22 protein-coding genes are annotated in these 26,681 nt (G+C 68.6%); 17 read left to right on the forward strand and 5 right to left on the reverse strand.

Annotation, left to right across the window (positions count from 1 at the left end):
* Positions 1 to 42 precede the first annotated feature (42 nt).
* Entirely contained in the window at positions 43 to 1,236 is a 1,194-nt protein-coding gene (locus tag AVCA_RS14260; protein WP_012701675.1) for a LysR family transcriptional regulator, read from the reverse strand.
* Between the two features lie 144 nt (positions 1,237 to 1,380).
* Here AVCA_RS14260 and galB point away from each other — a divergent pair, with 144 nt between their 5' ends.
* The 4 genes from galB to AVCA_RS14280 all read left to right on the forward strand — a co-directional run bounded on the left by galB (position 1,381) and on the right by AVCA_RS14280 (position 5,518).
* The gene (galB, locus tag AVCA_RS14265; RefSeq protein WP_012701676.1) at positions 1,381 to 2,118 is read left to right on the forward strand and encodes a 4-oxalmesaconate hydratase; all 738 of its coding nucleotides are present in this window, start codon (positions 1,381 to 1,383) and stop codon (positions 2,116 to 2,118) included.
* Complete coding sequence (locus AVCA_RS14270; protein WP_012701677.1) at positions 2,115 to 2,831, forward strand: 4-carboxy-4-hydroxy-2-oxoadipate aldolase/oxaloacetate decarboxylase; 717 nt, start codon at positions 2,115 to 2,117, stop codon at positions 2,829 to 2,831. The genes galB and AVCA_RS14270 overlap by 4 nt, the downstream gene beginning before the upstream one ends.
* A gap of 71 nt (positions 2,832 to 2,902) precedes the next feature.
* Positions 2,903 to 3,985, forward strand: a complete 1,083-nt coding sequence (locus AVCA_RS14275) for a 4-oxalomesaconate tautomerase (RefSeq protein WP_012701678.1) — start codon at positions 2,903 to 2,905, stop codon at positions 3,983 to 3,985.
* A gap of 243 nt (positions 3,986 to 4,228) precedes the next feature.
* Positions 4,229 to 5,518, forward strand: a complete 1,290-nt coding sequence (locus AVCA_RS14280) for an OprD family porin (RefSeq protein ID WP_012701679.1) — start codon at positions 4,229 to 4,231, stop codon at positions 5,516 to 5,518.
* A gap of 132 nt (positions 5,519 to 5,650) precedes the next feature.
* On the opposite strand, the gene AVCA_RS14285 is transcribed toward AVCA_RS14280, so the two are convergent.
* The gene (locus AVCA_RS14285; RefSeq protein ID WP_012701680.1) at positions 5,651 to 7,033 is read right to left on the reverse strand and encodes an IS4-like element ISAzvi7 family transposase; all 1,383 of its coding nucleotides are present in this window, start codon (positions 7,031 to 7,033) and stop codon (positions 5,651 to 5,653) included.
* Between the two features lie 309 nt (positions 7,034 to 7,342).
* Between AVCA_RS14285 and AVCA_RS14290 the strand changes: the two genes are divergently transcribed.
* The 8 genes from AVCA_RS14290 (at position 7,343) to AVCA_RS14325 (ending at position 15,763) form a co-directional block, all read left to right on the forward strand.
* Positions 7,343 to 8,434 (forward strand): LLM class flavin-dependent oxidoreductase, encoded by a 1,092-nt coding sequence (locus AVCA_RS14290; RefSeq protein WP_012701681.1) that lies wholly within the window; start codon positions 7,343 to 7,345, stop codon positions 8,432 to 8,434.
* Positions 8,435 to 8,569: 135 nt separating this feature from the next.
* On the forward strand, positions 8,570 to 9,895 hold the full coding sequence (locus AVCA_RS14295) for an LLM class flavin-dependent oxidoreductase (protein WP_012701682.1): 1,326 nt from the start codon (positions 8,570 to 8,572) through the stop codon (positions 9,893 to 9,895).
* Positions 9,896 to 11,074: an acyl-CoA dehydrogenase family protein gene (locus AVCA_RS14300; protein ID WP_012701683.1), complete on the forward strand. Its 1,179-nt coding sequence runs from the start codon at positions 9,896 to 9,898 to the stop codon at positions 11,072 to 11,074.
* A gap of 10 nt (positions 11,075 to 11,084) precedes the next feature.
* A complete protein-coding gene (locus AVCA_RS14305; RefSeq protein ID WP_012701684.1) occupies positions 11,085 to 12,056 on the forward strand; it encodes an ABC transporter substrate-binding protein in 972 nt (323 codons plus the stop codon).
* 11 nt (positions 12,057 to 12,067) lie between these two features.
* Positions 12,068 to 12,841, forward strand: a complete 774-nt coding sequence (locus tag AVCA_RS14310; RefSeq protein WP_012701685.1) for a class II aldolase/adducin family protein — start codon at positions 12,068 to 12,070, stop codon at positions 12,839 to 12,841.
* 16 nt (positions 12,842 to 12,857) lie between these two features.
* A complete protein-coding gene (locus AVCA_RS14315) occupies positions 12,858 to 13,832 on the forward strand; it encodes an ABC transporter substrate-binding protein (RefSeq protein WP_012701686.1) in 975 nt (324 codons plus the stop codon).
* The gene (locus AVCA_RS14320) at positions 13,829 to 14,806 is read left to right on the forward strand and encodes an ABC transporter substrate-binding protein (protein ID WP_012701687.1); all 978 of its coding nucleotides are present in this window, start codon (positions 13,829 to 13,831) and stop codon (positions 14,804 to 14,806) included. Before AVCA_RS14315 ends, AVCA_RS14320 begins: the two co-directional genes overlap by 4 nt.
* Before the next feature lie 12 nt (positions 14,807 to 14,818).
* Complete coding sequence (locus AVCA_RS14325) at positions 14,819 to 15,763, forward strand: ABC transporter substrate-binding protein (RefSeq protein WP_012701688.1); 945 nt, start codon at positions 14,819 to 14,821, stop codon at positions 15,761 to 15,763.
* A gap of 82 nt (positions 15,764 to 15,845) precedes the next feature.
* On the opposite strand, the gene AVCA_RS14330 is transcribed toward AVCA_RS14325, so the two are convergent.
* Positions 15,846 to 17,849 (reverse strand): sigma-54-dependent Fis family transcriptional regulator, encoded by a 2,004-nt coding sequence (locus tag AVCA_RS14330; protein WP_012701689.1) that lies wholly within the window; start codon positions 17,847 to 17,849, stop codon positions 15,846 to 15,848.
* A gap of 207 nt (positions 17,850 to 18,056) precedes the next feature.
* Between AVCA_RS14330 and AVCA_RS14335 the strand changes: the two genes are divergently transcribed.
* Both AVCA_RS14335 and AVCA_RS14340 read left to right on the forward strand, forming a co-directional pair.
* Positions 18,057 to 19,064 carry a Gfo/Idh/MocA family oxidoreductase gene (locus tag AVCA_RS14335; protein WP_012701690.1) on the forward strand — a complete coding sequence of 336 codons (1,008 nt, stop codon included), beginning with the start codon at positions 18,057 to 18,059 and terminating at the stop codon, positions 19,062 to 19,064.
* 10 nt (positions 19,065 to 19,074) lie between these two features.
* Positions 19,075 to 19,863, forward strand: a complete 789-nt coding sequence (locus AVCA_RS14340; protein WP_012701691.1) for a TIM barrel protein — start codon at positions 19,075 to 19,077, stop codon at positions 19,861 to 19,863.
* A 76-nt stretch (positions 19,864 to 19,939) separates the two neighbouring features.
* Here the strand turns inward: AVCA_RS14340 and ycaC are convergent, their stop codons facing one another.
* Together ycaC and AVCA_RS14350 are read right to left on the reverse strand one after the other, a co-directional pair.
* Entirely contained in the window at positions 19,940 to 20,560 is a 621-nt protein-coding gene (gene ycaC / locus AVCA_RS14345) for an isochorismate family cysteine hydrolase YcaC (RefSeq protein ID WP_085930854.1), read from the reverse strand.
* A gap of 401 nt (positions 20,561 to 20,961) precedes the next feature.
* Complete coding sequence (locus tag AVCA_RS14350; protein WP_236616183.1) at positions 20,962 to 22,386, reverse strand: purple acid phosphatase family protein; 1,425 nt, start codon at positions 22,384 to 22,386, stop codon at positions 20,962 to 20,964.
* A 390-nt stretch (positions 22,387 to 22,776) separates the two neighbouring features.
* On the opposite strand from AVCA_RS14350, the gene AVCA_RS14355 reads away from it, so the two are divergent.
* The 3 genes from AVCA_RS14355 to AVCA_RS14365 are packed head-to-tail and all read left to right on the forward strand — an operon-like array spanning position 22,777 to position 26,658.
* Positions 22,777 to 24,051, forward strand: a complete 1,275-nt coding sequence (locus AVCA_RS14355) for an SfnB family sulfur acquisition oxidoreductase (protein WP_012701696.1) — start codon at positions 22,777 to 22,779, stop codon at positions 24,049 to 24,051.
* A gap of 7 nt (positions 24,052 to 24,058) precedes the next feature.
* A complete protein-coding gene (locus AVCA_RS14360) occupies positions 24,059 to 25,267 on the forward strand; it encodes an SfnB family sulfur acquisition oxidoreductase (RefSeq protein ID WP_012701697.1) in 1,209 nt (402 codons plus the stop codon).
* The gene (locus AVCA_RS14365; protein ID WP_012701698.1) at positions 25,267 to 26,658 is read left to right on the forward strand and encodes an LLM class flavin-dependent oxidoreductase; all 1,392 of its coding nucleotides are present in this window, start codon (positions 25,267 to 25,269) and stop codon (positions 26,656 to 26,658) included. The genes AVCA_RS14360 and AVCA_RS14365 overlap by 1 nt, the downstream gene beginning before the upstream one ends.
* Positions 26,659 to 26,681 lie beyond the last annotated feature (23 nt).

The raw sequence follows: 26,681 nt of genomic DNA on the forward strand, positions 1-26,681 counted from the left end.
CCGGACGGACTCCCCGCGCCGCTACGGCGGGGGCCGCCGGCTTCAGGCCCCCAGCTCTCCGGCGACTTCGCGCACCTGTCGCATCAGGGCCTCGGCCGGCGGCGAATGCCGGCAGCCGGTGCGGTAGATCAGGCCGATGGCGCGGTTCGTGCCACGCAGTTGCAGGGGCAAGGGCCACAGCTCGCCGGCGGCGATTTCGTATTCCAGTTGATGCGCCGAAACGGCGGCGATCATGTCGGACTGCAGGAGCAGGCCACGGATGATCGCCAGATCCCCCGTCTCCACGATGGGCCGGGGAGCGCCGACGCCGAGTTCGGCGAGGCAGGCGTCGAGCTGCTGCCGGGCGGGCGCGCCGGCTCGCGGCAGCACCCAGCGGGCCCGGCCGAGATCGCTCGGCGCGATATCCCGGCGCAACAGCGGATGGTCCCGCCGCGCCAGCACCACCAGATCCTCGCTCAGCAGCCGCTCGCCGTGCAGATCGCTGGCGTATTCGGAAGGCCGCAGGGCGCCGAGCACGAAGTCGATGTCGCCGGCGCGCAGTTCGGTGGCCAGCAGATCGAAGGGGCTTTCGATGGTCGCCACGCGCACCCCCGGATGGGCTGTGGTCAGGCGGACGATGGCCTCGGGCAGGATGCGGGTTCGCCCGAGCGGCAGGGCCCCCACGCTGACCCTGCCCTGCAGCGTGCCGCACAGGGCGGCGATGTCCGCATCGATATGGCGCAGCTCGTTCAGCGCCCGGCGGATATGGAGCAGGATTTCTTCGCTGCTCCGGGTCGGCTGCAGGCCGTGGGGCGTGCGCTCGAACAGAAGATGCCCGCAGCCGCTCTCCAGGACCTTGAGCGCCGCGCTCACCGCCGGCTGGGTCAGACCGAAAGCGTTGGCCACGGTTTGCATGTGGCGGGTCTCGCAGAGCTTCACGAACAGCTCCAGCCGGCCGGCGTGCAGCAGATAGAGCGGCTCGGCGGTGTTTCCCAGCACCTGGGGGACCATCGCTATCTCGGCGAGCGTCTGCTGCGCCCTGGGCAGGACGTGCCTGCCGTGGTCGGTCAGCCGCATGCCGTTGGCGTGGCGTTCGAACAGCACGACGCCGAGACGTTTCTCGAGATCCGCGATCGCCCGGGTGACCACCGATTGCGCCCGGTAGAGCACCCTGGAAGCCCTGGACACGCTGCCCAGCTCGGCCACTCGCACGAAGGCGCGAATCTGCATCAGGTTGGGATATTCGGCGAACGACATGCAGCGTTCCACTCGCGGGGCGGGAAGGAAAGCGCACTATGCGCTCGCAAGCCTCATAAGTAAAACGCATACCTCATCCAATTGAACGCATTATTCGGCGCGTTTCGGGCATGCCACCCTTTTTCAAAACACGAGGAGCCCGATATGAACGATTCGAGCAAGAAAACAGCCTTGGTGGTCAGCGCGCATTCCGCCGATTTCGTCTGGCGGGCCGGCGGCGCCATCGCGCTGCACGCCCTGCAGGGGTACGCCGTGCAGATCGTCTGTCTGTCCTTCGGCGAGCGTGGCGAGTCCGCCAAACTCTGGCGCAAAGGCGGCATGACGGAAGAGAAGGTCAAGGCCGCGCGCCGGGAAGAAGCCCAGGCGGCAGCCGACCTGCTGGGCGCCAGCGTCGAGTTCTTCGATCTCGGCGACTATCCGATGCGCGCCGACAAGGACAGCCTGTTCCGCCTGGCGGACGTCATGCGTCGCGTGCAGCCCGAGTTCGTACTCAGCCACTCGCCGAAGGACCCTTACAACTACGATCACCCGCTGGCCATGCACCTGACCCAGGAAGCCCGCATCATCGCCCAGGCCGAAGGCTACAAGCCGGGCGAGAAGATCGTCGCCGCCCCGCCGGTCTACAGCTTCGAGCCGCACCAGCCCGAGCAGTGCGAATGGTGTCCGGACGTGCTGCTGGACATCACCGAGGTATGGGACAGGAAGTACGCGGCCATCCAGTGCATGGCCGGTCAGGAACACCTCTGGGAGTACTACACCCGCGTGGCCCTGCAGCGGGGCGTGCAGGCCAAGCGCAACGTCGGCATCGCCTCGAGCAAGAACATCGTCTACGCCGAGGGCTATCAGAGCGTCTTCCCGCGCGTCACGGAGAATCTGGCATGAGCAGTCTGATCGGCAAGACCGGCATCGTCGTGCGCAACATCCCCCGCGCCGAGGCGGACCTGATCGACGAATTGACGCTCTACGGGGTGGCCACGGTACACGAGGCGCAGGGCCGCAAGGGGCTGCTCGATCCGGCCGTCCGCCCGATCCAGCAGGATGTCGCGATCAGCGGCTCGGCGGTCACCGTGCTGGTGGCGCCGGGGGACAACTGGATGTTCCACGTCGCGGTGGAGCAGTGCCGGCCGGGCGACGTCCTGGTCGTCGCACCCAGTTCGGCCTGCAGCGACGGTTATTTCGGCGATCTGCTCGCCACCTCGCTCAAAGCCCGCGGCGTACGCGGGCTGGTGATCGATGCCGGCGTCCGGGATACCCGCACGCTGCGCGAGATGGGCTTCTTCGTCTGGTCGCGCGCGATCAATGCCCAGGGGACCATCAAGGAAACCCTCGGCTCGGTGAACCTTCCCGTGGTCTGCGCCGGACAGTTGGTCAACCCGGGGGACGTGATTCTCGCCGACGACGATGGCGTGGTAGTGGTCCGCCGCGGCGAAGTGCCCCAGGTCGTCGAGGCCAGCCGCAAGCGGGCGGATGTCGAAGAGCAGAAGCGCGTGCGCCTGGCCGAAGGCGAACTGGGCCTGGACATCTACGACATGCGCGCCCGGCTGGCCGAAAAGGGCCTGCGCTACGTCGACAGTCCGGACGAACTGGAACGCTGAAGCGCCTGGGTACGGGAGGCGCCGCCCGGCAACGGGCGGGCTCCCGGACCAGGCCAGACCAGGAACACGATATGAGCCAGACTCGCATTCCCTGCATGTTGATTCGCGGCGGCACCTCCAAGGGCGCCTTCTTCCTGGCCCGGGATCTGCCGGCTGATGCCGCCCTGCGCGACCGGGTCCTGCTGGCCTGCATGGGCTCGCCGGACAAACGGCAGATCGACGGTATCGGCGGCGCCAACTCGCTGACCAGCAAGGTCGCCATCGTCAAGCCTTCCGAGCGGGCGAACGCCGACGTGGACTATCTGTTCGCCCAGGTCGCGGTCGAGGAGCCGCGCGTGGACTTCGGCCAGAACTGCGGCAACATCCTGGCCGGCGTCGGCCCCTTCGCCATCGAGCGCGGCCTGGTGCCCGTCCGGGGCGATACCACCCCGGTGCGCATCTTCATGGAAAACACCGGACAGATCGCCATCGCCCAGGTACCCACGCCGAGCGCGAGGGTTCAATACGCCGGCGAGGCGCGCATCGATGGCGTGCCCGGCAGCGCCGCGCCGATCATTGTCGAATTCGAGGATATCGCCGGCTCCAGTTGCGGCGCGCTGCTGCCCACGGGCAATGCCCGCGATGCCTTCGACGGCGTCGAGGTGACCTGCATCGACAACGGCATGCCCGTGGTCCTCGTCCCGGCGGCCAGGGTCGGGCGTAGCGGCTACGAGAGCAGCGAAGAGCTGGATGCCGACGACGCACTCAAGGCCGTGCTCGAATCGATCCGCCTGCAGGCCGGACCGCGCATGAACCTGGGCGACGTGATCCGGCGCACGGTTCCCAAGATGTGTCTGATCGCGCCGCCGCAAAAAGGCGGAGCCATCAGCAGCCGGACCTTCATTCCGCATCGCTGCCACACCTCCATCGGCGTGTTCGGCGCGGTCAGCGTCGCCTCGGCCTGCCTGATCGAAGGCTCGGTGGCCGACGGCCTGGCCAGGGTCGAGCAGCGCGAGCGCATACGCCTGTCCGTCGAGCACCCCACCGGCGAGTTCACCGTCGAGTTGCGCAAACGGGGCAGCGAACCGGCCGGCTGCGGGCTGCTGCGCACGGCACGGCTGCTGTTCGACGGCGCGGTATGCATCCCCGAAACCCTCTGGCCCGGCCACACCTGAGTTCCGCGCATCGCCGCCGACTGTCACGCGTCATACAACAATAAACAAGGAAGACAGCATGCACATTCCGCCCGGCAGCCGCCCATGGCGGCGCTCTCGCCCGTCCGCCGTCCCACCGGATGGATGAATTTTCATGTCCTGATCATCCCGGCCCGTCAGCGCACAAACGGGCCTTTCCCTTCGCCCGATGCATCCGCGATCGCGGAGGGGATCTTTTGCACCTTTTCCAGTGAAGCTTCGCCGATGACAACAACAATGAAAAACACGCCTCCAGGCTTTCCGTCGCATTCTTCCGCCACCCTCGCCTTCGCCCTGGCCATCGCCGCCGGCGGCGCCCAGGCCGCAGGCTTCGTCGAAGACGCCAAGGGCACCCTGACCCTGCGCAACTTCTTCATCAACCGCGACTTCAAGGGCGACAACGCCACCCGCAGCAAGGCCGAGGAGTGGACCCAGAACTTCCTCCTCGACCTCAAGTCCGGCTACACCGAGGGCCCACTCGGCCTCGGCCTCGACGTGCTCGGCCTCTACTCCGTCAAGCTCGACGGCGGCAAGGGCACCGGCGGCACCCAGTTGTTGCCGCTCGACCACGACGGCAAGCCCGCCGACCGCTTCGGCCGCCTGGCGGTGGCCGGCAAGCTGAAGCTCTCGGAAACCGAACTGCGCGCCGGCGAATGGGCGCTGGTACTGCCGATCCTGCGCTCCGACGACGGCCGCTCGCTGCCGCAGACCTTCCGCGGCTCCATGCTCACCTCGAAGGAAATCGAGAACCTCACCCTCTACGCCGGCCACATCACCGGCAACAGCCCGCGCGACGACGGCAGCATGGAGGAGATGACCCTGTTCGGCACCAGTCCCTACACCAGCGACCGCACCTCCGACGATTTCGACTTCGGCGGCCTCGAATACAGCTTCAACGGCAAGCGCACCCTGGTCGGCGTCTGGTACGCGCGCCTGAAGGACATCTACAAGCAGCGCTACATCCAGCTCCAGCACAGCCAGCCGCTGGGCGGCGACTGGACCCTGGGCGCCAACATCGGCTACTTCGACGGCGAGGACGACGGCGAGGCGCTCGAAGGCCATCTGGACAACAAGGCGCTGTCCGGGCTGTTCTCGCTCCGGACCGGTGCGCACACCTTCTACCTGGGCCTGCAGCGGATCAGCGGCGACAGCAAGTGGCTGCGGGTCAACGGCACCAGCGGCGGCACCTTGGCCAACGACAGCTACAACTCCAGCTACGACAACGCCCGCGAACGCTCCTGGCAGCTACGCTACGACTACAACTTCGCCGCCCTGGGCATGCCGGGGCTGACCTTCATGACCCGCTACATCAGCGGCAAGAACATCCACGTCGGCGCCGTCGACGACGGCGAGGAATGGGGCCGCGAGAGCGAAGTGGCCTACGTGGTGCAGAGCGGCGCAGCGAAGAACCTGACGCTGCGCTGGCGCAACACCACCATGCGCCGCGACTACGGCAGCGACAACCAGTTCAACGAGCAACGCCTGATCGTCCAGTACCCGCTGTCGCTGTTCTGAAACCTCTGTCTCCTGTCGCAAAGGCCGGGGAAAGCACCTTGCAAACCCGATCCTTTCAAGGTTTTCGGCCGGCTGCTTGCCGGCTAGGGGTGCAGGAGCAGATGCAACGTGCCCACGCCCTCGCGCTCGTCGTTATACATAAGTTCCGGCGAGCGCATCGCGTGCTTCCAGTGCAATGACAAACTCCCGCAATCGCTGCAATCCGATCCACATGGCCTTGGGGCCGGGTGGGCCATCGTGTTTGCGCCCCAGATAGCCGCCCAGACCGGCCACCCACTCAACCATCTCGCCCAGTCGAGGTGGCACCGGCAGCGGTGGGCAGCGCTTGATCACGAGGTAGGCGGCCCGCCACTCCCGGGCTTCGAAAATCAACTCGCAATTCAGCTCCGGGCAGGCACGTCCGAGCATCAGGCTGTACAGCACTCGCCAGGCAACCACCAGGTAAAGCCCGATGCAAGGCAGTAGCCGCTCCTCGGTTTCCAGTTGCAGGCAATTGATCTGACAGCCGTTTTTCAGGACATGAAAGTAAATCTCGATATACCAGCGCACGGCATACCAGGCGACAATCGTAGAGGCCTGTTCCAGGCTGCCCACCGGCAAGCTGGTCAGCAACAGCCACTCCAGCGGCTCGACGCCCTCCGGAGGATTCTCTTCGCGGGCCAGCACGGCATTGACGGAGACTTCCGGCAAGTGGCGACCGATTCGAGCGGGGGGACGCAGCACGACAGTGGCCGAACGCAACGTGACCCGGGCCTGCCGGGCCGGGCGCTTCGGGCGTGCCCGGACCTCGACGGCGAGCTGCCCCAGACCCGGCGCCATGGCCAGCGATGCCCATAGCTTGTCGGCATCGCCCGTCAGCACGCGTCGATCCTGTGCCGCACGCACGATCCACTGCGCCCGCGTGGACGGTGCGACTTCCGCATACTCGGTGAACCATTCATACAGATCCCCTTCCGCATCGGCGAGGTTCACCAATTGCGTTTTGGGGATCTGCCCCTGCAACGCGCAGCTAGCCTGGTAACTGTCGATCCCGCGCCGGCTCTCCTTCTCGTCCACGCCCTTGCCACGACGCGCCTTGCGCGGACTCGGTTCGTCGCGGCTCCACCACAAGGCCTCCACGACCCCAAGGCAGATGCGTTCTGGGGTAAAGGCCACGGTCGGATGCAACCGACGCGGGTATTTCTGCTGCTCCTTGAGCGTGCCCACGCCCTTGGGGCCCAGGCTCACCCACTTGTCGAGCTCGGTGGTGTCCTGTACCAGCAACACCACCGGGCAACACTCCATGCGCTGCAGCGTGGCATCCCGATGCGGTGTCAGCACCGTCTCGAATGTTGCCTTCTCGTGGTCGAAGAACCGATAGGCCGCCATCGTTTCCGCCCAGCCCCGGCAGGCCGCGGGAATGCTGCTCCCCGGGTGCGCTCCCAACCGCTCCAGGACCTTGGCTACCCGTACATTCAGGCGCTCATCGCCCAGGTCGGCGGTCTGCATTTCTTCCTCTGCCCAGTTCATCGTCATTCTCCACGAATCCCTTTTGGGTATAGACCTGTGGGGACTGGAGTTGTGTATAACGACGAGCGCAGGGGCCTGGGCACGATCATCCTCGCCGTTGATGGCTCCCACGCTCCTGCGTGGGAGCCCGGGGCCGGGCGCTCCGGCGCCGCAACACATTCACTTCAAGCATATTAGAATATGCAAAAAATGAATTTCCATCATCTAATGATGCTCTGTAGCCTTCTAAGCAACCAGCCGGACAAGATCCTTTTCTTATAAGAGAAGAACCGGGTCTTGTCCTTTCCAACCCTCACACAGGCAGGAGCCCGGCACATGAGCGTTCAGATTCTCGGCATGATCGGCCATCGACTTTCCTCGGAAACCATAGCCCCGGTAGGGCCGGTATTCGACAAGAACTACATCCGCAACTTCGCCCAGGCGCACGAGAACGCCGGTTTCGACCGCATCCTGGTCGGCTACTGGTCCGATCAGCCCGACGGCTTCCTGGTCACCGCCCTGGCCGGCCTGTCCACCAGCCGCATCGGCCTGCTGCTGGCGCACCGGCCGGGCTTCGTCGCGCCGACCCTGGCCGCGCGCAAGCTGGCGACCCTCGACCAGTTGCTCGACGGCCGCCTGGCGCTGAACGTGATCAGCGGCGGCAGCGACAGCGAGCAGCGCAAGGACGGCGACTTCCTCGACCACGACCAGCGCTATGCGCGCACCGACGAGTTCCTCGAGGTGCTGAGGAAGACCTGGACCTCGGAACAGCCGTTCGACCACAAGGGCGAGTTCTATCGGGTCGAGCAGGCCTTCTCGGCGGTCAAGAGCGAGCAGAAGCCGCACCTGCCGGTGTATTTCAGCGGCGCCTCGGACGCCGCCATCCGCGTCGCCGGCAAGCACGCCGACGTCTACATGCTGTGGGGCGAATCCCTGCAGCAGACCCGCGAGCTGGTCGAGCGCGTGCGCGCCGAGGCGGCCGGGCACGGCCGCGACATCGAGTTCAGCGTGTCCTTCCGGCCGATCGTCGCCGCCACCGAGGACGCCGCCTGGGCCAAGGCCGAGGTCATCCTGAGCCGCGCCCGCGCGCGTCACGAAGTGGCCCGACCGGAACTCTCCCTCAAGCCGGAAAGCATCGGCGCCCAGCGCCTGCGCGCCACCGTGGCCCAGGGCGAGCGGGTCGACAAGCGCCTGTGGACCGGTATCGCCGGGCTGGTCGGCGGCGGCCACAACTCCACCGCGCTGGTCGGCACCCCGGAACAGGTCGCCGACGCCCTGATCGACTACTACGACCTGGGCATCCGCAACATCCTGATCCGCGGCTTCGACCCGCTCAACGACGCCGTCGACTACGGCCGCGAGCTGATCCCGCTGATCCGCGCCAAGGCGGCCGAACGCGACCTGCGAAACAGCGCCCGCCGCGCCTGACCCCTTCCCCGCCGCAGCATCCGGCGCGACCGCACCAGCGGAGCGCTCCACACCCTTTCGTGGAGACCGCTTCATGACCGATCCGCTGCTCGCCCCGGCGAGCCCACTGCCCCGATCCCGCCGCGAGACCGACCGATGAGCCGCCAGATCCACCTGGCCGGCTTCCTGCTCGCCGGCCCCGTCGTCCACAGCCATGCCGCCTGGCGGCACCCGGAAACCCAGGGCAACTTCCTCGAACCCGAGTACTACGCGCGCAGCGCGAAGGTACTGGAAGAAGGTCTGTTCGACCTGCTGTTCTTCGCCGACCGCTTCGCCATCGGCGACCAGTTGGGCGGCTCCCGAGAGCTGGCGCTGCGCCACGGCGCCCAGGACGCCACCCGCCTCGACCCGCTGCCGATCCTCTCCTACCTGGTCGGCCAGACCAGCCGGCTCGGCCTCGGCGTCACCCGCTCCACCACCTATTACGAGCCGGTCCACGTGGCCCGCTCGCTGGCCACCCTCGACCATCTGTCGCGCGGGCGCGCCGCCTGGAACATCGTCACCTCGATGAACGACAGCGAAGGCCGGCTGTTCGGCAAGGACCGCCACCTGGAGCACGACCTGCGCTACGACCGCGCCGACGAGTTCGTCGAGGTCGCCCTGAAGCTGTGGAGCAGTTGGGCGCCGGGCGCGCTCAAGCTCGACCGCGAGCAAGGCATCCTCGCCGACCCGGCCGGGGTGCGCGACGTCGCCCACCGGGGCGAGTGGTTCCGCGTCGAGGGGCCGCTGAACATCCCGCGCACCCCGCAGGGCCGCCCGGTGCTGATCCAGGCCGGCTCCAGCGGTCGCGGCCGGCGCTTCGGCGCGCGCTGGGCCGAGGCCATCTTCAGCATCCACGGCAACCTGCCGGCGATGCGCGCCTTCCGCGACGACGTGCGCCAGCAGGTGGTCGCCCAGGGCCGCGCGGCGGAGCAGTGCAAGATCCTCACCGCGGTGATGCCCTTCATCGGCGGCAGCGAGGCCGAGGCGCGCGCCAAGCGCGACCGCCACAACGCCCTGGCGCACCCGCAGATCGGCCTGGCGACGCTGTCGGCACAGCTCAACTTCGACTTCTCCGCCTTCGCCCCGGACAGCCGCCTGGAAAGCATCGCCGCGCACCCCGAAACGCCGCCGGCGGTCGCCGAGAAACTGCGCTCGCTGGGCGCCTCGCTGAGCCTCGGCGAACTGGCGCAGACCTTCGCCAGCAGCGTGCGCGTGCCGCAACTGGTGGGCACCGGCGTGCAGATCGCCGAGCAACTGGCGGAGATCTTCAACGCCGGCGGCTGCGACGGCTTCGTGATTTCCCCCGGCTACCTGCCGGGCTCCTTCGCCGAATTCGCCGAGAGCGTGGTGCCGCACCTGCAGCGCCTGGGCCTCTACCGCCGCGCCTACGAGGGCGCGACCCTGCGCGAACACCTGGGCCTCGGCCCCCTGGAGGCCTGAATGGGCAGCCCATCCACCCCCGAAGACTGGCTGGCGCTGGCCCATGGGATCGGCGAGGAATTCGCCCGCGACATCGCCCGCCGCACCCGCACCCGCGAACGTCCCGACACCCAGTTGCGGCGCCTCAAGGACAGCGGCCTGACCAATCTGGCGATCCCCCGCGAGCTGGGCGGCGCCGGCCAGCGCTGGTCGCTGATCGTGCGCACCATCCGCGAACTGGCCGCCGGCGACGGCTCGGTCGGCATGCTCTATGGCTACCACCAGCTCAACCTGGTCAACCTGCGCCGCGAGCCGCAGCCGCGCCGCGACCGCCTTCTGGCGGAGATCGCCGAACGCCGGCTGTGGCTGGCCGGGGTGGTCAATCCGCGCGACGACGACATCCTCGCCACGCCGGACGGCGAGGGTTTCCGCCTCAACGGCCGCAAGGGCTTCTGCAGCGGCGCGGCCTTCGCCGATCTGCTCAGCGTCAGCGCGCGCCATGCCCACGACGGCCAGCGGCTGATGGCGCTGATCCCTTCCGACCGTCCCGGCCTGCACTACGCCGAGGATTGGGACCATTTCGGCGTGGAGCGCAGCGACAGCGGCAGCTTCGTCCTGAGCGAGGTGCGCGCCGAACCCGGCGAAGTCATCGCCAACGACCTGGAGGACGGCAGCGATTTCTCCGCGGTGATCCGCACCCCGGTCAACCAGTCCGCCTTCACCCAGTTCTACCTCGGCAACGCCCTCGGCGCGCTGCGCGCGGCGCGCGCCTACGTGCACCGCGAAGGCCGCGCCTGGCTGCACGCGGGGGTCGACGAGGCCCATCGGGACCCGCTGCTGGTCAGCCAGTTCGGCGAGCTGTGGATCGCCCTGCAGGGCGCCATCGCCCTGGCCGACCGCGCCGCGCTCAAGGTCGACGAGTTGCTCGCCGCGGACGAGGCCTTCACCCCGGAACTGCGCGGCGAGGCCGCCGTCGAGGTGGCCAGCGCCAAGGTGCTCGCCGCGCGCACCGCGCTCGATGTCACCAGCCGGGTGTTCGAGGTGATGGGCGCGCGCGCCACCCACAACCGCTACGCCTTCGACCGCTTCTGGCGCGACACGCGCACCCACAGCCTGCACGACCCGCTCGCCCACAAGCTGCTGGAAGTCGGCGAATACGCCCTGAACGGCCAGTACCCGCCGGTGCGGGCCTACACCTGAGGAACGGAACATGACTGGAAAAGGCTTCAAGCGCCTGCTCGGCGCCGCGCTGCTCGGCGGTTCCCTGCTCGCCGGCGTCCAGGCGTTCGCCGCCAGCCTGGTGGTCGGCGACCAGAGTTTCAATGCGCGCACGGTCATGGAGGCCGCCGGGGTGCTCGCCGACCTGCCCTACGAACTGGAATGGAAGCAGTTCACCGCCGGCTCGCCGGTGGCCGAGGCGCTCAACGTGGGCAGCCTGGACGTGGGCCTGCTGGGCGACGCCCCGCCGCTGTTCCTCGGCGCGCTGGGAGCGCCGATCAAGGTGATCGGGATCAGCCAGCAGAACCGCGAGGGGGTCGCAATCCTGGTGCGCAAGGACTCGCCCATCCGTCGCCTGGAAGACATCCGCGGCCATAGCGCGGCGATCTGGAAAGGCTCCTGGAGCCAGCAATTGCTGTTCACCGCCCTGGAACGGGCCGGGGTTTCGCCCGAACAGGTGCAACTGCGCTACCTCGGCGCGCTGGATGCCTCGCATGCCCTGGAAGGCGGCTCGGTGGACGTGATCGCCACCTGGGAGCCCTATGTCACCCAGCAGGAGCTCCAGGGCGCCCGCGTGCTGGCCACCGCCGAGGAGCTGATCCCGGCGCAGACCTTCGTGGTCGCCACCGACAAGGCCATCGCCGCCAAGCGCGAGCTGCTCGGCGACTTCCTGCGCCGCCTGCGCCAGGCTCGCGACTGGGTACTGAGCGACCCGGCCAACAGCGAACGCTACGCCGACACCTGGGCCGAACTGACCCGCGCCGACCGCGAAGTGGCGCGCCGCTGGTTCGCCCGCGCCGCCATCCGGGTGCGCCCGGTGGACGAGGCGGCCATCGCCGAGGCCCAGAAGACCGTGGATTTCTTCAGCCGGATCGGCCTGATCAAGGGCTATCCGGCCGCCAGCCTGTTCGACGCCTCTTTCAACGCTTATCTGCAGTCACCGGCCGCGCAGGCGGCCCGGTAGGAGAACACCGCATGAACGCCATCACCCGAATCGCCTCCGTCAGGGGGCGCGTCAGCGCCGCCGAGTGGGAGGCCCGCGTCAAGCTGGCCGCCGCCTATCGCCTGGCCGCCCGGCTGCGCTGGACCGACCACATCTATACCCACTTCTCGATACGGGTGCCGGGGCCGGACCGGCACTTCCTGATCAACCCCTATGGCCTGGCCTTCGACGAAATCACCGCTTCCAGCCTGGTCAAGGTGGACATCGACGGCACCCTGCTCGACGACCCCACGGGCCTCGGCATCAACCGCGCCGGCTACGTCATCCACAGCGCCATCCACCGCGCCCGCGAACACACCCACGCGGTGCTGCACACCCACACCACGGCCGGCATCGGCGTGTCGGCGCAGCAGGACGGCCTGCTGATGATTTCCCAGCACGCCATGCGCTTCTACAAGCGCCTGGCCTACCACGACTACGAGGGCATCGCCCTGGACCTGGACGAACAGCAACGGCTGATCGCCGACATCGGCGAGCACGATGCGCTGATCCTGCGCAACCACGGCCTGCTCACCAGCGGCCGGACCATCGAGGAAGCCTTCTACAACCTCTACTTCCTGGAGCGCGCCTGCGCCGCCCAACTGGCCGCGCAGTCCGGCGGCGCGGCGCTGCGCTTCCCCTCCGAGGCAGTGGCGGAAAAGGCCGCGCGGGGTTTCGACCTCGCCATCGCCCAGGGCCGTCCGCAATCCCACTGGGACGCCTACCTGCGCCAGTTGGAGCGCGACGATCCGGGCTTCCGGCTGTAACGGGGAAAGCGAAACGATGCCATCGAAAAAGCCTTTCCGCCAGGCGCTGGCCATGGCGGCCCTGCTGCTCCTCGGCCATGCCGCGCAGGCCGCCGAGCCCGTGGACCTCGGCAAGGTGACCCTGGTGCTCGGCGACCAGGTGCGTAACCTGCGCTCCCTGGTCGAGGCCGCCGGCGTGCTCGAGGATGCCCCCTATGCCTACCGCTGGGCCAACTTCCAGGGCGCCGCGCCGCTGTTCGAAGCCCAGCGCGCCGGCGCGGTCGATACCTCCTACGCCGGCGACCTGCCGGTGCTGGCCGCGGCGGCCGGCGGCGTGCCCCTGAAGATCATCGCCACCAACATCGGCTTCGGCAGTTCCAACGGCCTGCTGGTCCAGGCCGATTCGCCGCTGCGGCGCGTGGCCGACCTGAAGGGCCGCAGCGTGGTGGTGTCTTCGGCGCGGGGCAGCATCTCCCAGCACCTGCTCTATGCGGCACTGGAGGAAGCCGGCCTGCGGCGCGACGAGGTGACCGTCAAGTTCGTGCTGCCGACCGACGCCAGCGCGGCCTTCAACAGCGGGCAGATCGAGTCCTGGGCGGTCTTCGACCCCTACCTGGGCACCGCCGAGCGCAATGGCGCCCGCCTGCTGCGCAACGGCGAGGGCCTGACCACGGCGCTGTCGTTCGTCACCGCCACCGAGTCGTCCCTCGCCGATCCGGCCAAGCGCGCGGCGATCGCGGACGTGGTACGGCGCTTCGCCAAGGCCCGGCAGTGGGCCATCGACCATCCGCAGGAATACGCCAGGGTCTACGCCGAACTCACCCACCTGCCCCCGGAAACCGCCGCCCTGATCGCCGGCCGCGGCTCGAAGGGCCTGCGTCCGGTCAGCGCCGCGGATCTCGACAGCGTGCAGAAGGTGGCCGACCTGTTCCACGAGGAGAAGATCCTGCCGAAGCCCGTCGATGTCCGGGCTCTCGCCGATTCCAGTCTGTTCACCGAGGATCGCCCATGAAACGCCCCATCCTGTTCGCCGCACTGGCGGCCCTGTTCCTGCACGGCGCCCAGGCCGCCGAGCCGCTGACCCTGCGCATCGCCGACCAGAAGGGCAACATGCGCGCCCAACTGGAAGCGGCCGATGCATTGAAGGATCTGCCCTACGTCATCCAGTGGGCGGAGTTCCCCGCCGCCGCGCCGCTGGCCGAAGCCCTCAACGCCGGCGCGGTGGACGCCGGGATCATCGGCGACGCGCCGCTGCTGTTCGCCCTGGCCGCCGGCGCCCAGGTCAAGGCCATCGCGGTGAACAAATCCAACCCCTACGGCACCGCGCTGCTGGTGCTCGAGGACAGCCCGCTGCGCGGCGGCGCCGATCTCAAGGGCAAGCGCATCGCCACCGGACGCGGCTCGATCGGCCACTTCGTCGCCCTCAAGGCACTGGAAAAGGCCGGCCTGACCGAACAGGACGTGGAATTCCGCTTTCTCGGCCCGGTGGACGCGAAGATCGCCCTGGCCAACGGCGCGGTGGACGTCTGGTCGACCTGGGAGCCCTACACCGCGCAGATGGAAACCAGCGGCCAGGGCCGGGTACTGGTCGACGGCCGCGGCCTGTGGGCCGGCAACAGCTACCTCGCCGCCACCGACAAGGCACTGGCCGACCCGGCCCGCCGCGAGGCCCTGCAGGATTACCTGCAGCGTCTGAGCGGCGCCCAGCGATGGGCCTACGCGCACCTCGACGACTACGCCAAGACCCTGGCACGCATCATCGGCTTCCCCGAGGACGCGGCCCGGCTGTCCTTCGCCCGCCGCGAGCTGCGCTGGCAGACGCTGGACGAGGCGACCATCGCCCAGCAGCAGGAGACCGCCGATTTCTACCAGGCCCATGCCCTGCTGCCCAAGCGCCTGGACGTGGCGCCGACCTTCGACCACAGCTTCCGGATCGATCCGGCCGCACAACCGGCGAGCCTGGCCCGACAGCCGGCCAAGCCCTGAAGAGGAATATCCATGAAGTTTCCGCGTTTTCTGCGCAACGGCCTGGCCGGCCTGCTGCTGGTCGCGCCCCTGAGCCAGGCCGCCGACGCCGTGCTGCGCATCGGCGACCAGAACTACTACAACGTGCGCGCCTCGCTGGAGGCCTCCGGCGCGCTGGAGGGCGCCCCCTACCAGGTCGAATGGAAGCACTTCCAGTCCGCCGCGCCGCTGGCCGAGGGACTGGACGCCGGGGCGCTGGACCTCGGCTTTCTCGGCGACTCGGGATTCATCTTCCTCGCCGCCAAGGGTGCGCCGGTCAAGCTGATCGGCATCTCCCGGCAGAACCCGGACACCATCGCCCTGCTGGTGCCCAAGGACTCGCCGGCCAAGGGCATCGAGGATCTCAAGGGCAAGAAGGTCGCCTACTGGCCGGGCGCCTGGAGCCAGCAACTGACCCTGCGTGCCCTGCAGAAGGCCGGCCTGCCCGGCGATTACGTCGAGTTCGTCAAACTGATGCCGATCGACGCCGCCGCCGCGCTGCCGCGGGGCAGCATCGACGCCTTCCCGGTGTGGGAGCCGTACATTTCCCAGCAGATCCTCTTCTCCGGCGCGCGCCCGCTGCTCACCTCCAAGGGCCTGATGCCGGGACTTTCCAGCATCGCCGCCAACGCCGCGTCCGTCGAGCCCAAGCGCGCCGCCATCGCCGATTTCCTCGGCCGCCTCAAGCAGGCGCGCGCCTGGGTCGAGACACACAAGAGCGAGTACGCCGAGCTCTGGGCGAAGAAGGCCAACCTCGACCCGGAGGTATCCCGCCACTGGATCGGCCAGGCCGACATGACCGTGGGCCCGGTGGACGACCAGGCCGCCCGCGACTATCAGGAAACCGCCGACTTCCTGCGGGAAACCGGCGCCCTGCCCAAGGCCTTCAAGGTCGACACGGTGATCGATTCCTCCTTCGCCCGAACGCTGCAACCCTGAGTCGTCCCCGGCGCGAATGCGGGAACGTCCGTCCGCCGGGACCTTCAACGCCCTCCGCCGCCACCTCGGGCGGGGCAAGCGGTCAGCCCCGTCCCGAGCGGAAGGCGTCGGCGCTCAGGCCGTAACGGTTCATCTTGTTGTACAGCCCGCCCCGCGAGACGCCGAGCCGCTTCGCGGCCAGGCGAACGTTGCCCCGGCACTCCCGCAGGGCCGCGGCTATGGCGTTCATTTCATGGCTGCCCAGGTCCATGGCCGCCCCGCAGCGCACCGCCGGCTCCGCCGCCCGGCGTGCGACCTGGGCAAGTTCGAGGGGCAGGTCCTCCGCCTCGATCAGTTCGCCGCCGGCCAGGTTGGCGGCCCGCTCGATGGTGTTTTCCAGTTCGCGGACATTGCCCGGCCAGGCATGGGCCATGAGGATGTCCAGCGCCTCCCGGACGATGCCCCGCACGGGCTTGCGCAGCGACCGGGCGCAGCGTTCGAGGAAGTGCTGCGCCAGGGTCGGAATATCCTCCCGGCGCATCCGCAGCGGCGGGACGCTGAGGCTGAGCACGTTGAGCCGGTAATAGAGGTCCTCCCGGAAGCTGCCGTCGGCGACGGCCCGGCTCAGGTTGCGGTTGGTCGCCGCGACGATGCGCACATCCACCGGCTGCGAGCGCTTCGCCCCGACCCGGGTGACCTCGCCCTCCTGCAAGACCCGCAGCAGGCTGGCCTGGGCGTCGAAGGGCATGTCGCCGATCTCGTCCAGGAAGATGGTGCCGCCGTCGGCCAGCTCGAACTTCCCGGCCGAACCGCCTCGCGCCGAGCCGGTGAAGGCGCCCTCGATGTAGCCGAACAGTTCGCTCTGCACCAGGTCGCGCGGGATGGCCCCGCAGTTGACCGCCACGAAGGGGCCGCCGCAACGCTCGCTGGCGTTGTGGATGGCCTGGGCGAACAGCTCCTTGCCGGTGCCGCTTTCTCCCAGGATCAGGGTGGTCGAGTCGCCCCGGCTGGCGATCCGCGCCAGCCGCAGGGTGTCCTGCATGGCCCGCGAGCCGCCCAGGATGGTCTCGAAGGTGTAGCTGGCCTGGGTGCCGATGATGCGCCGGGTGATTTCGCGGATGCGCCGGTTTTCCCGCAGGGAGACGATCCGCCCGCCCCGCTCCGTGGGGCAGACGGAAGCCAGGCATGACAGGTGCGTGCCGTCATGGAGCTGGAGGGTGATGTCCAGGTCGTGCAGGCCCTCGTCCGCCCGCAGCAGCAGGCTGTCCACCCGTTCGCCGCGGCCCAGGCGGTGGAACGGCGCGCCGAGCAGGTCGCGCTCCACCCGGAACAGTTGCCGGGCATAGCGGTTGAGGGCCTTGATGCAGCCCCGCTCGTCGAGCACGACGAGACCTTCGTTGAGCACTTCGAGCAGCGTCCGCTGCTCTTCCAGCAAAGCTTGCAGGGCCATCTGCCGGGAAACCGCCTCGGCCGCCGCCTGGACGGTCCCCAGGGTGTGAAAGTGGAACCGGCCGGGTTCCGCCGTGAGGGTCAGGATCGCCAGGGTGCGTCCGCCGAGATCGCGGATCGGCGCGGCGGCGCAGTGCATGCGGCGCTGGCGCAGCCAGGTCCCGAAATTCTCCTCCGACAGCACGTACACCAGGCGGTTTTCCGCGATGGCCAGCCCGGTGCAGTTGGTTCCCTGCAGCGATTCCAGGAGCACGCTGCCCACCGGGGTGATGTCCAGACCGCAGAAGTGCAGCGTGACGCCCTCGGCGTCGGTCAGGTTTATGTGTCCCCTGGGGTTGTAAGCGAGCAGCCCCTGCATGACTTCCGCGGCGGTCTCGATCAGCAGGCGGTTGCTTTTCAGCTTCTCGGCCAATACGGCGGCGTCGACGAAACGGTACTCGAAGCCGTCGGGCTCGAGCCCGGCCCGCACGCAGCGCCGCCAGGAGTCCCAGATGACCGGCCTGACCCCGGCCGGCCGCTCGTGCCGCCCGTCCAGGCAGGCCCGCCAGGCCTGCTCGACCTCGGGAACAGGCCCCTCGCTCAGATCAACCGAACCGATGGAGGCGATGTAGTCGAGGTCTTCCCGGGGGCAGGCCGTTTCTAGTCGTGTGACCGGCATGGAGCGCTTCCTCGTTGGTGTCCATATTTTTTACATGTACTCCAGAACATGTCATCAGACTGGACACTCATCGATCAAGCCTTTCATGAAATCACTTGAATATCAATGAATTATGTTTTTGGCGCAGGGATTGCTACCAGGCATCCGAGGGCGGCGCCATCGGCTCCGTCCGCGATTCGAGAAACGACAAGAACAAGGAATCATCCAATGAACGCGACCAAACCCCTCCGACTCGGCCTCATCGGCGCCGGCCGCATGGGCAGCTTCCATGGCCGGACCGCGGCCCTCCACGTTCCCGGCGCCTGCCTGGCGGCCATCGCCGACCCGACGCCGGGCCAGGCGGCCCGCCTGGCGCAGGAACTGGAGGTAGCGAAGGTCTACAGCGATCCGCAGCAATTGCTGGACGATCCGGACATCGACGGCGTGCTGATCGGCGCGCCCTCCGCCCTGCACTGCGAACTGGTCGTCGGCGCCGCCCGCGCCGGCAAGGGCATCTTCTGCGAGAAGCCCATGTCCTGGAGCATGGAAGAGATCGACCGGGCCATCGCCGCGGCGAAAGCAGCCGGCGTGATCCTCCAGTGCGGCTTCAACCGCCGTTTCGCCAAAAGCTTCCGCGCCGCCCACGAAGCGGTCGCGGCCGGCCGCATCGGCACGCCGCAGTCGCTGCGCTCGCTGACCCGCGATCCGGCCTTCGGCAATCCGGCGGGCTTTCGCAAGTGGGGCATCTTCCTGGAAACCCTGATCCACGATTTCGACACCCTGAACTACCTGAATCCGGGCGCCAGGGCGACCGAAGTCCACGTCATGGCCGACGCCCTGATCGCCCCGCGATACAAGGACAGGGGGCTGCTGGATACCGCCGTGGTCAGCATCCGCTACGACAACGGCGCGATCGCCGTCGCCGAGGCCAGTTTCCAGGCGGTCTACGGCTACGACGTGCGCGCCGAGGTGTTCGGCAGCGCCGGCATGCTGAGCATGGGCAGCATCGCCCAAAGCGACCTGCTGAGCTACGGCAGCGACGGCATTCGGGCCGACACCCAGCGCATGGACACCGACCTGCTGCGCGACGCCTACATCGCCGAGTTGAACCACTTCGCCCACTGCCTGCGCAGCGGCGAAACCCCGCGGGCGACCGGCGAGGACGCCCGCGCGGCCCTGGCCATCGCCTGTACCTGCATCGAGTCCGTCGAACAGGGCAAGGCCATCCAACTCTGAGGAACGCGACATGAGCAGCACGCCTTTCAAACTGGCGATCAGCGCCGAAATGGTCTTTCTGGACCTGCCCTTCGTGGAGCGCGTCGAGCGCATCCGCGAGCTGGGCTTCAGCGTCGAAATCTGGGACTGGACGCAAAAGGACATCTCGGCCCTGGTGGCCACCGGCGCGGACTTCACGTCCATGACCGGCTACATCTCGGGCAACCTGACCGAGCCCGACGGGATCGGGGCGCTGCTCGACAGCGCGCGCGAGTCCATCGCCATCGCCGAGCGGCTGAACTGTCCGAGCCTGAACCTGCACGGCACCGGGCTGGACGGCAAGGGGCTGCCGGTCAGGCCGGTCGAGACGGTCAGCGGACGCATGTGGCTGACGGCCTGCAAGACCCTGGAGAAGATCGCCCGCCTGGGCGAAACGGCCGGCAAGGTGTTCCTGCTGGAAAACCTGAATCTCCCGGTCGACCATCCGGGCACGCCCTTCGCCAGGGCCGCGGACACCCTGGCGCTGGTCGAGGCACTGGACAGCCCGTACCTGAAGATGAACCTGGACCTTTACCACGCGCAGATCGGCGAGGGAAACCTGATCGAACTGATCCGCCGCGCCGGCCCCGCCATCGGCGAGATCCAGGTCGCCGACGTTCCGGGCCGCATGGAGCCCGGCACCGGCGAGATAAACTATCCCGCCATCGCCAAGGCCCTGCGCGAGATGGGCTACGGCGGCGTCGTCGGCCTGGAGGGCTGGGCCTCGGGCGATTCCGAAACAGCCCTGCGGCGCTTCCGGGAGGCCTTCTCCTTCGCGTGAAGCGAAGGCGTCCGTATCCGCCGGGATACGGACGCCTTCCCGCCGCGCGATCCCGCCGGACCGGCAGCCGGCCGGATCAGCTCTTGTTGGCGGCGTAGCTCTGCATCAGGTTGGCGTAGGCCGGCAGGTGACCGCCGAGCAGCCCGCCGAACCCCTCGATATCGTTGCGCCAGTCGCGGTGCAGTTCGCAGCCCACGGCGAACCAGTTCAGCAATTGCGCGCCGGCCTGGCTCATGCGGTTCAGCGCGGTATCGCGCACCACCGGGTTGAAGGTGCCGGAAGCGTCGGTCACCACGAACACCTCGAAGCCCTCCTCCAGCGCCGACAGGGTCGGGAAGGCCACGCACACGTCGGTCACCACTCCGGCGATGATCAGTTGCCGGCGCCCGGTGGCCTTGACCGCGTTGACGAAGTCGGCGTTGTCCCAGGCGTTGATCTGGCCCGGCCGGGGGATGTACGGCGCATCCGGGAACAGGGCCTTGAGTTCGGGCACCAGCGGGCCGTTGGGGCCGCTCTCGAAACTGGTGGTGAGAATGGTCGGCAGCTTGAAGAACTTGGCGATAGCGGCGAGCGCCAGCACATTGTTCTTGAATTCGTCGGGCGTGAAGTCGCGCACCAGCGACAACAGCCCGGCCTGATGGTCCACGAGCAGCACTGCGGCCTTGTCCTTGTCCAGTCGGTTGTATTGGCGAGCCATGGCGATTCCTCTCGGGTGGATGGGCATGGATGCGGCCAGGACCGGCCCGCGACGGATATCCCGAACATCGGTCCATGGCACCCCCATCGAGCATAGCCCGCGGGGCAGCATGGTCTTTCCGAAATGAACCCGCGTTCCCGACCGGTTCGACGCATCGATGGCCTCCATGCCTGGAATTACGTGTCGCCGGGAGGTGGCCATGACCTGCAATGGCGGCGCGAGTTCTGCTCCGTGGTACGCATGCTCGGGAGATGGAAGACTGACCCTGAGCGTCGAAGCAGGCATCGACATTTCCGTCGAAGCGCCCGAGCGGACGCCCGGCATGCAATCGCGACACAGTCCACCCTGCCTGCCCGGACAAGGTGGACGTATCGGAGGCCTGGCCCCGCATCGAAGGCCTTCTAACCGCGAGCGTTGCCCAATGCCGTACAGGGCAGGCCATCGGGGCCCTGCTCGCCGTCGCAGGTGCGCTCGGCCGGCAGGTTCGCGACGGGTTCGATCAGGTGCTTGCCGCCCTGAGCGTCGCGCAGCAGATCGAAGGCATCGTAGAGCCGGCCGCTGGCCGTATAGGTGCGAACGGCCAGGCGCTGTGACTCGACTTCGACGGTCTCGTAGAACTGGGTGTCTTCGGCGACCCGGTCGGGCTGGCGGCGGGCCCTGTCGTTCAGCCGGTACATCTTCGAACCGGCGACGGACACCAGGTAGACCGGCCCCTGCACGGCGCCGGCCGCCCGCGCGGCGAGCGCCGCCTCGTGCCCCGCCTCGGCGCTGAGGCGGCTGTAGCAATGGTCGTGTCCCTGCAGCACGAGATCGACGTTGTATTTTTCGAGGACCGGTTTCCATGCCGCCTTGAGGACTTCGCTGTCCTTCGGTCGGGCGCAGGTGAAGATCGGCTGGTGATCGATCACCACGTTCCAGCGCGCCGAACTGTCCCGCAGACTCGCCTCGAGCCACTGTTTCTGGCTCTCCAGCGCGCCTAGGTGCAGGGCGGCCGTGCCGTCCAGGACGATGAAGCGCACGCCCTGGAAATCCACGTAATAGCTGGTGCCTTCGACGCCGTGCGCGCCATTGTCCGGCAGCACGAACTGCAGCGGCCAGTGCGGGCTACGCCGGCGTCCCTTGCCCTCGAGCGGATTCCACGTCTTGAGGTATTCGTGGTTGCCGATGGCGGGCAACTGCGGCACCTGCGCATAGTAAAAGCCGCCCGCCTGGTTCCACTCGCCCCATTCGTCGTCGTGGATCAACGTTTTGTCCTGCGAAACCATGTCGCCCGCGTGAACCACCAGGGCAGGGCTGGCGGTGGAAAGGAAAGCCTGGCGGATGGTGCGCGAGCCGAGGGTGAGGATGTCGTCCTGGACATCGCCCAGATAGATGAAGCGAAAGGGTTTGAAACCGGCGGCGGCGGTATGGAACTGCAGCCATTCGCTCCAGCCGTCCGCGCCCTTCGCCCGGTAGAGATAGGCGGTATCCGGTTGCAGGCCGGTGAAGCGCACCCGGTGGTAGTAGGCGTCGCCGTTCTCCGTGGCGAACAGCCGGCTGCTGCCGCCCAGCGGGCGGGCGCGCGCCTCCGGGTCGGGGCCGTCCAGCGCGGGGGCCAGTTGCACCTCGGCGACGGCCTGGCGGCTGTCCGTGCGGTAGGCCACCGCCAGTTCGCGGGCCGGATCGGCGCCGGGGGTGAGCACGATACGGTCGGGCAGGCCCGTGGCGGCATAGGCCGCGCCGGGCGAATGGTGCGGCGTTCCGCGCGCACCGACGAGAACGCCAACGCCGAGCAGGCCGGCGACCAGAGCCGCACAGCATGAAGTCAGACGAGGTCGGCCGGGCATGATCGGTATTCATCCTTTGCGAGATTGTGGGGGAAACGTGCGCCTTGCCTCGCCATCGGGTCCGATGCGGCAGGGTCCGGCGCAGTCTGCTCGGGCCCATGTGAGCTTCCGGTCAAAACCACATGAAAAATGCGTCTACGGCGGAACGGCGGTTCGCCGCGCGCGTCGATGCCCACGCAGCCGAAACGGCCAATGAGACGGCTGTCCCGAAGCCTTGCCCCGGCTCCTGCCGGATATCTATTTATATATTCCAAAACGCTATTTAATTTTTTCAATTTCCCGAATCAAGATATAAAAACCGGACCACCGGAGCATCGCTTTCCCGCGCCGATCTCCAGTGCCTCTTCTTCCGGGGCCCCGCACGGCGCCCCCCTGAAGACGAGGTAAGGCATGACCAGTCCGTCACTTTCCAAAGCCCTGGACGCCCAACGTCCGGCACCCGAGGCTACGTCCAGCGATCTGGACAGCCCTCCCCCTCTCACCCCCGCCCGGCTGCTGCACAGCGACGGCGAAGCCCTCGAGGCGGCCCGCGCCGTGGCGCGCCAGGCGCTGGCCGGCGCCGCGCAGCGCGACCGGCTGCGCCAGTTGCCGTGGGACGAGGTCGAGCTGTTCAGCGCCGGCGGCCTGGGCGGTATCGGCATTCCCCGCGCCTACGGCGGGCCGGGCCTGTCCTTCGTCACCATCGCCGAGGTGTTCCGCCTGATCTCCACCGCCGATCCTTCGCTCGGGCAGATCCCGCAGAACCAGTTCGGCATCCTCGGCCTGCTCGAAGGCAGCGCCAGCGAGGAGCAGAAAGAACGTTTCTACAAGGCCGTGCTGCGCGGCGAGCGCATCGCCAACTCGGGCCCCGAGCGCGGCACCCGCCACACCCTGGATGTCCAGGCCCGCCTCGAACGCGACGGCGACGGCTATCGCCTGAGCGGCGAGAAGTTCTATTCCACCGGCGCGCTGTTCGCCCACTGGATCACCGCCAAGGCCATCGACGACGAAGGCCGCCTGGTGATGGCGCTGATTCCGCGCGGTACGCCGGGGCTGCGCATCCTCAACGACTGGTCGGGCTTCGGCCAGCGCACCACCGCCAGCGGCAGCGTGCTGCTCGACCGGGTGCCGGTGGCCGCGGAGAACCTGGTGGAAGTCTGGCGCCTCGCGGAAAAACCGAACATCCAGGGTGCCGCTTCGCAACTGATCCAGGCCGCCATCGACGCCGGCATCGCCCGCGCCGCGCTGGACGACGCCATCGCCTTCGTGCGCCAGCGCGCCCGGCCGTGGATCGACGCCAACGTCGAGCGCGCCTCGGACGACCCCTACGTGATCGCCGAGGTCGGCCGCCTGCAGATCGACCTGCATGCCGCCGAGGCGCTGCTGCGCCGGGCCGGCCGGGTGCTCGACGAGGTCGCCGCGGTGCCCGTCGACGCCGACTCCGCCGCCCGCGCCTCGATCGCCGTGGCCGAGGCCAAGGTGCTGACCACCGAGGTCGCCGTGCTGGCCGGCGAGAAGCTGCTGGAGCTGGCCGGCAGCCGCGCCACCCTGGCCGAGTTCGACCTCGACCGCCACTGGCGCAACGCCCGCACCCACACCCTGCACGATCCGGTGCGCTGGAAATGCCACGCGATCGGCAACTACCACCTGAACGGCGCCCGGCCGGCGCGCCACTCCTGGATCTGAGGTCGCCATGTCCGTCCCCCAAGGCTTTCCGCGCGGCCAGGCCGCACTGATCGAAAACGACATCCAGGCCCTGCAGGTCGCCGACGAACTGGCCGCGGAATTCGTCCGCGACGCCTCCGTGCGCGACCGCGAACGGCGCCTGCCGCATGCCGAGCTGGAACTCTTCTCGCGCGCCGGCCTCGGCGGCATCACGGTGCCGCGCGCCTATGGCGGCGCCGGGGTGTCCAGCGTCACCCTGGCCCAGGTGATCGCCCGCATCGCCCGTGCCGACGCGTCCCTCGGGCATATCCCGCAGAACCATTTCTATGCCCTGGAAGTGCTGCGGGTGAACGGCAGCCCCGAGCAGCGCCGCCGCCTCTACGCCGAGGTGCTGGCCGGGGCGCGCTTCGGCAACGCGCTGGCCGAGATCGGCACGCGCACCGCCCAGGAGCGCAGCACGCGGCTGCGCCGCGAAGGCGGCGGCTACCGCATCCAGGGGCGCAAGTTCTACGCCACCGGCGCGCTCTACGCCCAGCGCGTGCCGACCCTGGCGATCGACGACGACGGCGTCCAGCAACTGGCCTTCGTCGAACGCCGCGCGCCGGGGCTGGAGATCGTCGACGACTGGGACGGCTTCGGCCAGCGCACCTCGGCCAGCGGCACGGTGAACTTCAACGAGGTGCCGGTCGCCGCCGAGGACGTGGTGCCCTTCCAGAGCGCCTTCGCCCGGCCGACCACCGTCGGTCCGCTCGCCCAGTTGCTGCACGCCGCCATCGACGCCGGCATCGCCCGCGCCGCCTGGGAAGACACCCTGGCCTTCGTCGGCCGCCGTGCCCGTCCCTGGATCGACTCGGGAGCGGGCAGCGCCGCCGAGGACCCGCTGACCCTGCAGACCCTCGGCCGCCTGAGCAGCCGCCTGCAGGGCGCCGAGGCGTTGCTCGAACGCGCCGGCGAGTTCGTCGACCGCGCCCAGGCCGCGCCCGACGCGGAAAGCGTGGCGGCCGCCTCGATCGCCGTCGCCGAAGCCCGCGCAATCACCACCGAGGTCGCCCTGGACGCCGCCAACCGCCTGCTCGAACTGGGCGGCAGCCGCGCCACCCTGGCCGAGTACAACCTCGACCGCCACTGGCGCAACGCCCGCACCCACACCCTGCACGACCCGGTGCGCTGGAAGTATCACGCGGTGGGCAACTACTACCTGAACGACGCCCTGCCGCCGCGCCGGGGGACCATCTGATGAGCCGCAAGCAGATCCTCTTCAACGCCTTCAACATGAATTGCGTGGGCCACATCAACCATGGCCTGTGGACCCACCCGCGCGACCGCTCGACCGAGTTCAACAGCCTGGAATACTGGACCGACCTGGCCCGCCTGCTCGAACGCGGGCTGTTCGACGGGCTGTTCATCGCCGACATCGCCGGGGTCTACGACGTCTACCGCCAGTCGGTCGAGCTGACCCTGCGCGAGGCCATCCAGTTGCCGGTCAACGACCCGCTGATGCTGGTCTCGGCGATGGCCGGGGCGACCCGCCACCTGGGCTTCGGCGTCACCGCCAGCCTCAGCTACGAGCCGCCCTACCTGCTCGCCCGGCGCCTGTCGACCCTCGACCACCTGAGCCGCGGGCGGGTCGGCTGGAACATCGTCACCGGCTACCTGGAAAGCGCCGCGCGCGCCCTGGGCCTGGAGCGGCAGGTGGAACACGACCGCCGCTACGACCAGGCCGACGAGTACCTGGAAGTGCTCTACAAGCTCTGGGAAGGCAGTTGGGAGGACGGCGCCGTGCTCGAAGACCGCGCCGGCCGCCGCTACGCCGACCCGGCGCGGGTGCACAAGGTCGAGCACCACGGCGAGTTCTACCGGGTCGAGGGCTACCACCTGTGCACACCCTCGCCGCAACGCACGCCGCTGCTGTTCCAGGCCGGCACCTCGGAGCGCGGCCGGCGCTTCGCCGGGCGCCACGCCGAGGGTGTGTTCATCAACGGCCAGCAGCCCCAGGCGGTCGCCGAGCAGGTTCTCCAGGTACGCGCCGAGGCAGTCGCCGCCGGCCGGCCGGCGGATGCCGTCAAGCTGTTCATGGGGCTGACCGTGATCGTCGCGCCGAGCGAGGCCGAGGCCCGCGACAAGTACGCCGAATACCTGCGTCACGCCAACCCGGAAGCCGGCCTGGCGCACCTGTCCAGCTCGATCGGCATCGATCTGGATGCCTATGGCCTCGACGAGCCGATCCGCTACCGCAAGACCAACGCCATCGAGTCGGTGGCCAAGACCTTCACCGCCCCCGGCAGCGGCTGGACCAAGCGCAAGCTGCTGGAACAGCACGCCCTGGGCGGTCGCTACCCGGCCATCGTCGGCTCGCCGCAGCAGGTCGCCGACGCCATCGCCGAGTGGGTCGAGCGGACCGACCTGGACGGCTTCAACCTGACCCGCACGGTGACCCCGGAAAGCTACGCCGATTTCATCGACCTGGTGGTGCCCGAGCTGCAGGACCGCGGCCTGTACAAGACCGCCTACGCCGAGGGCAGCCTGCGCGAGAAGCTCTTCGCCGCCGGAGCGCGCCTGCCCGCCAGCCATCCCGGCGCGGCCTGGCGCAACCTGAGCCGTACCGACGCGCGCGCCAGACGCGCCTGACCCCGATCCCGATCCGACTTCCC

Origin of the sequence: Azotobacter vinelandii CA (assembly GCF_000380335.1) — a bacterium.
GTDB classification, from domain to species: Bacteria; Pseudomonadota; Gammaproteobacteria; order Pseudomonadales; family Pseudomonadaceae; genus Azotobacter; species Azotobacter vinelandii.

Excerpts from the sequence above, each read along its gene's own strand:
- AVCA_RS14260 (WP_012701675.1), bottom strand. The coding sequence starts at position 1,236 with ATGTCGTTCGCCGAATATCCCAACCTGATGCAGATTCGCGCCTTCGTG.
- galB (WP_012701676.1), top strand. The coding sequence starts at position 1,381 with ATGAACGATTCGAGCAAGAAAACAGCCTTGGTGGTCAGCGCGCATTCC.
- AVCA_RS14270 (WP_012701677.1), top strand. The coding sequence starts at position 2,115 with ATGAGCAGTCTGATCGGCAAGACCGGCATCGTCGTGCGCAACATCCCC.
- AVCA_RS14275 (WP_012701678.1), top strand. The coding sequence starts at position 2,903 with ATGAGCCAGACTCGCATTCCCTGCATGTTGATTCGCGGCGGCACCTCC.
- AVCA_RS14280 (WP_012701679.1), top strand. The coding sequence starts at position 4,229 with ATGACAACAACAATGAAAAACACGCCTCCAGGCTTTCCGTCGCATTCT.
- AVCA_RS14285 (WP_012701680.1), bottom strand. The coding sequence starts at position 7,033 with ATGACGATGAACTGGGCAGAGGAAGAAATGCAGACCGCCGACCTGGGC.
- AVCA_RS14290 (WP_012701681.1), top strand. The coding sequence starts at position 7,343 with ATGAGCGTTCAGATTCTCGGCATGATCGGCCATCGACTTTCCTCGGAA.
- AVCA_RS14295 (WP_012701682.1), top strand. The coding sequence starts at position 8,570 with ATGAGCCGCCAGATCCACCTGGCCGGCTTCCTGCTCGCCGGCCCCGTC.
- AVCA_RS14300 (WP_012701683.1), top strand. The coding sequence starts at position 9,896 with ATGGGCAGCCCATCCACCCCCGAAGACTGGCTGGCGCTGGCCCATGGG.
- AVCA_RS14305 (WP_012701684.1), top strand. The coding sequence starts at position 11,085 with ATGACTGGAAAAGGCTTCAAGCGCCTGCTCGGCGCCGCGCTGCTCGGC.
- AVCA_RS14310 (WP_012701685.1), top strand. The coding sequence starts at position 12,068 with ATGAACGCCATCACCCGAATCGCCTCCGTCAGGGGGCGCGTCAGCGCC.
- AVCA_RS14315 (WP_012701686.1), top strand. The coding sequence starts at position 12,858 with ATGCCATCGAAAAAGCCTTTCCGCCAGGCGCTGGCCATGGCGGCCCTG.
- AVCA_RS14320 (WP_012701687.1), top strand. The coding sequence starts at position 13,829 with ATGAAACGCCCCATCCTGTTCGCCGCACTGGCGGCCCTGTTCCTGCAC.
- AVCA_RS14325 (WP_012701688.1), top strand. The coding sequence starts at position 14,819 with ATGAAGTTTCCGCGTTTTCTGCGCAACGGCCTGGCCGGCCTGCTGCTG.
- AVCA_RS14330 (WP_012701689.1), bottom strand. The coding sequence starts at position 17,849 with ATGCCGGTCACACGACTAGAAACGGCCTGCCCCCGGGAAGACCTCGAC.
- AVCA_RS14335 (WP_012701690.1), top strand. The coding sequence starts at position 18,057 with ATGAACGCGACCAAACCCCTCCGACTCGGCCTCATCGGCGCCGGCCGC.
- AVCA_RS14340 (WP_012701691.1), top strand. The coding sequence starts at position 19,075 with ATGAGCAGCACGCCTTTCAAACTGGCGATCAGCGCCGAAATGGTCTTT.
- ycaC (WP_085930854.1), bottom strand. The coding sequence starts at position 20,560 with ATGGCTCGCCAATACAACCGACTGGACAAGGACAAGGCCGCAGTGCTG.
- AVCA_RS14350 (WP_236616183.1), bottom strand. The coding sequence starts at position 22,386 with ATGCCCGGCCGACCTCGTCTGACTTCATGCTGTGCGGCTCTGGTCGCC.
- AVCA_RS14355 (WP_012701696.1), top strand. The coding sequence starts at position 22,777 with ATGACCAGTCCGTCACTTTCCAAAGCCCTGGACGCCCAACGTCCGGCA.
- AVCA_RS14360 (WP_012701697.1), top strand. The coding sequence starts at position 24,059 with ATGTCCGTCCCCCAAGGCTTTCCGCGCGGCCAGGCCGCACTGATCGAA.
- AVCA_RS14365 (WP_012701698.1), top strand. The coding sequence starts at position 25,267 with ATGAGCCGCAAGCAGATCCTCTTCAACGCCTTCAACATGAATTGCGTG.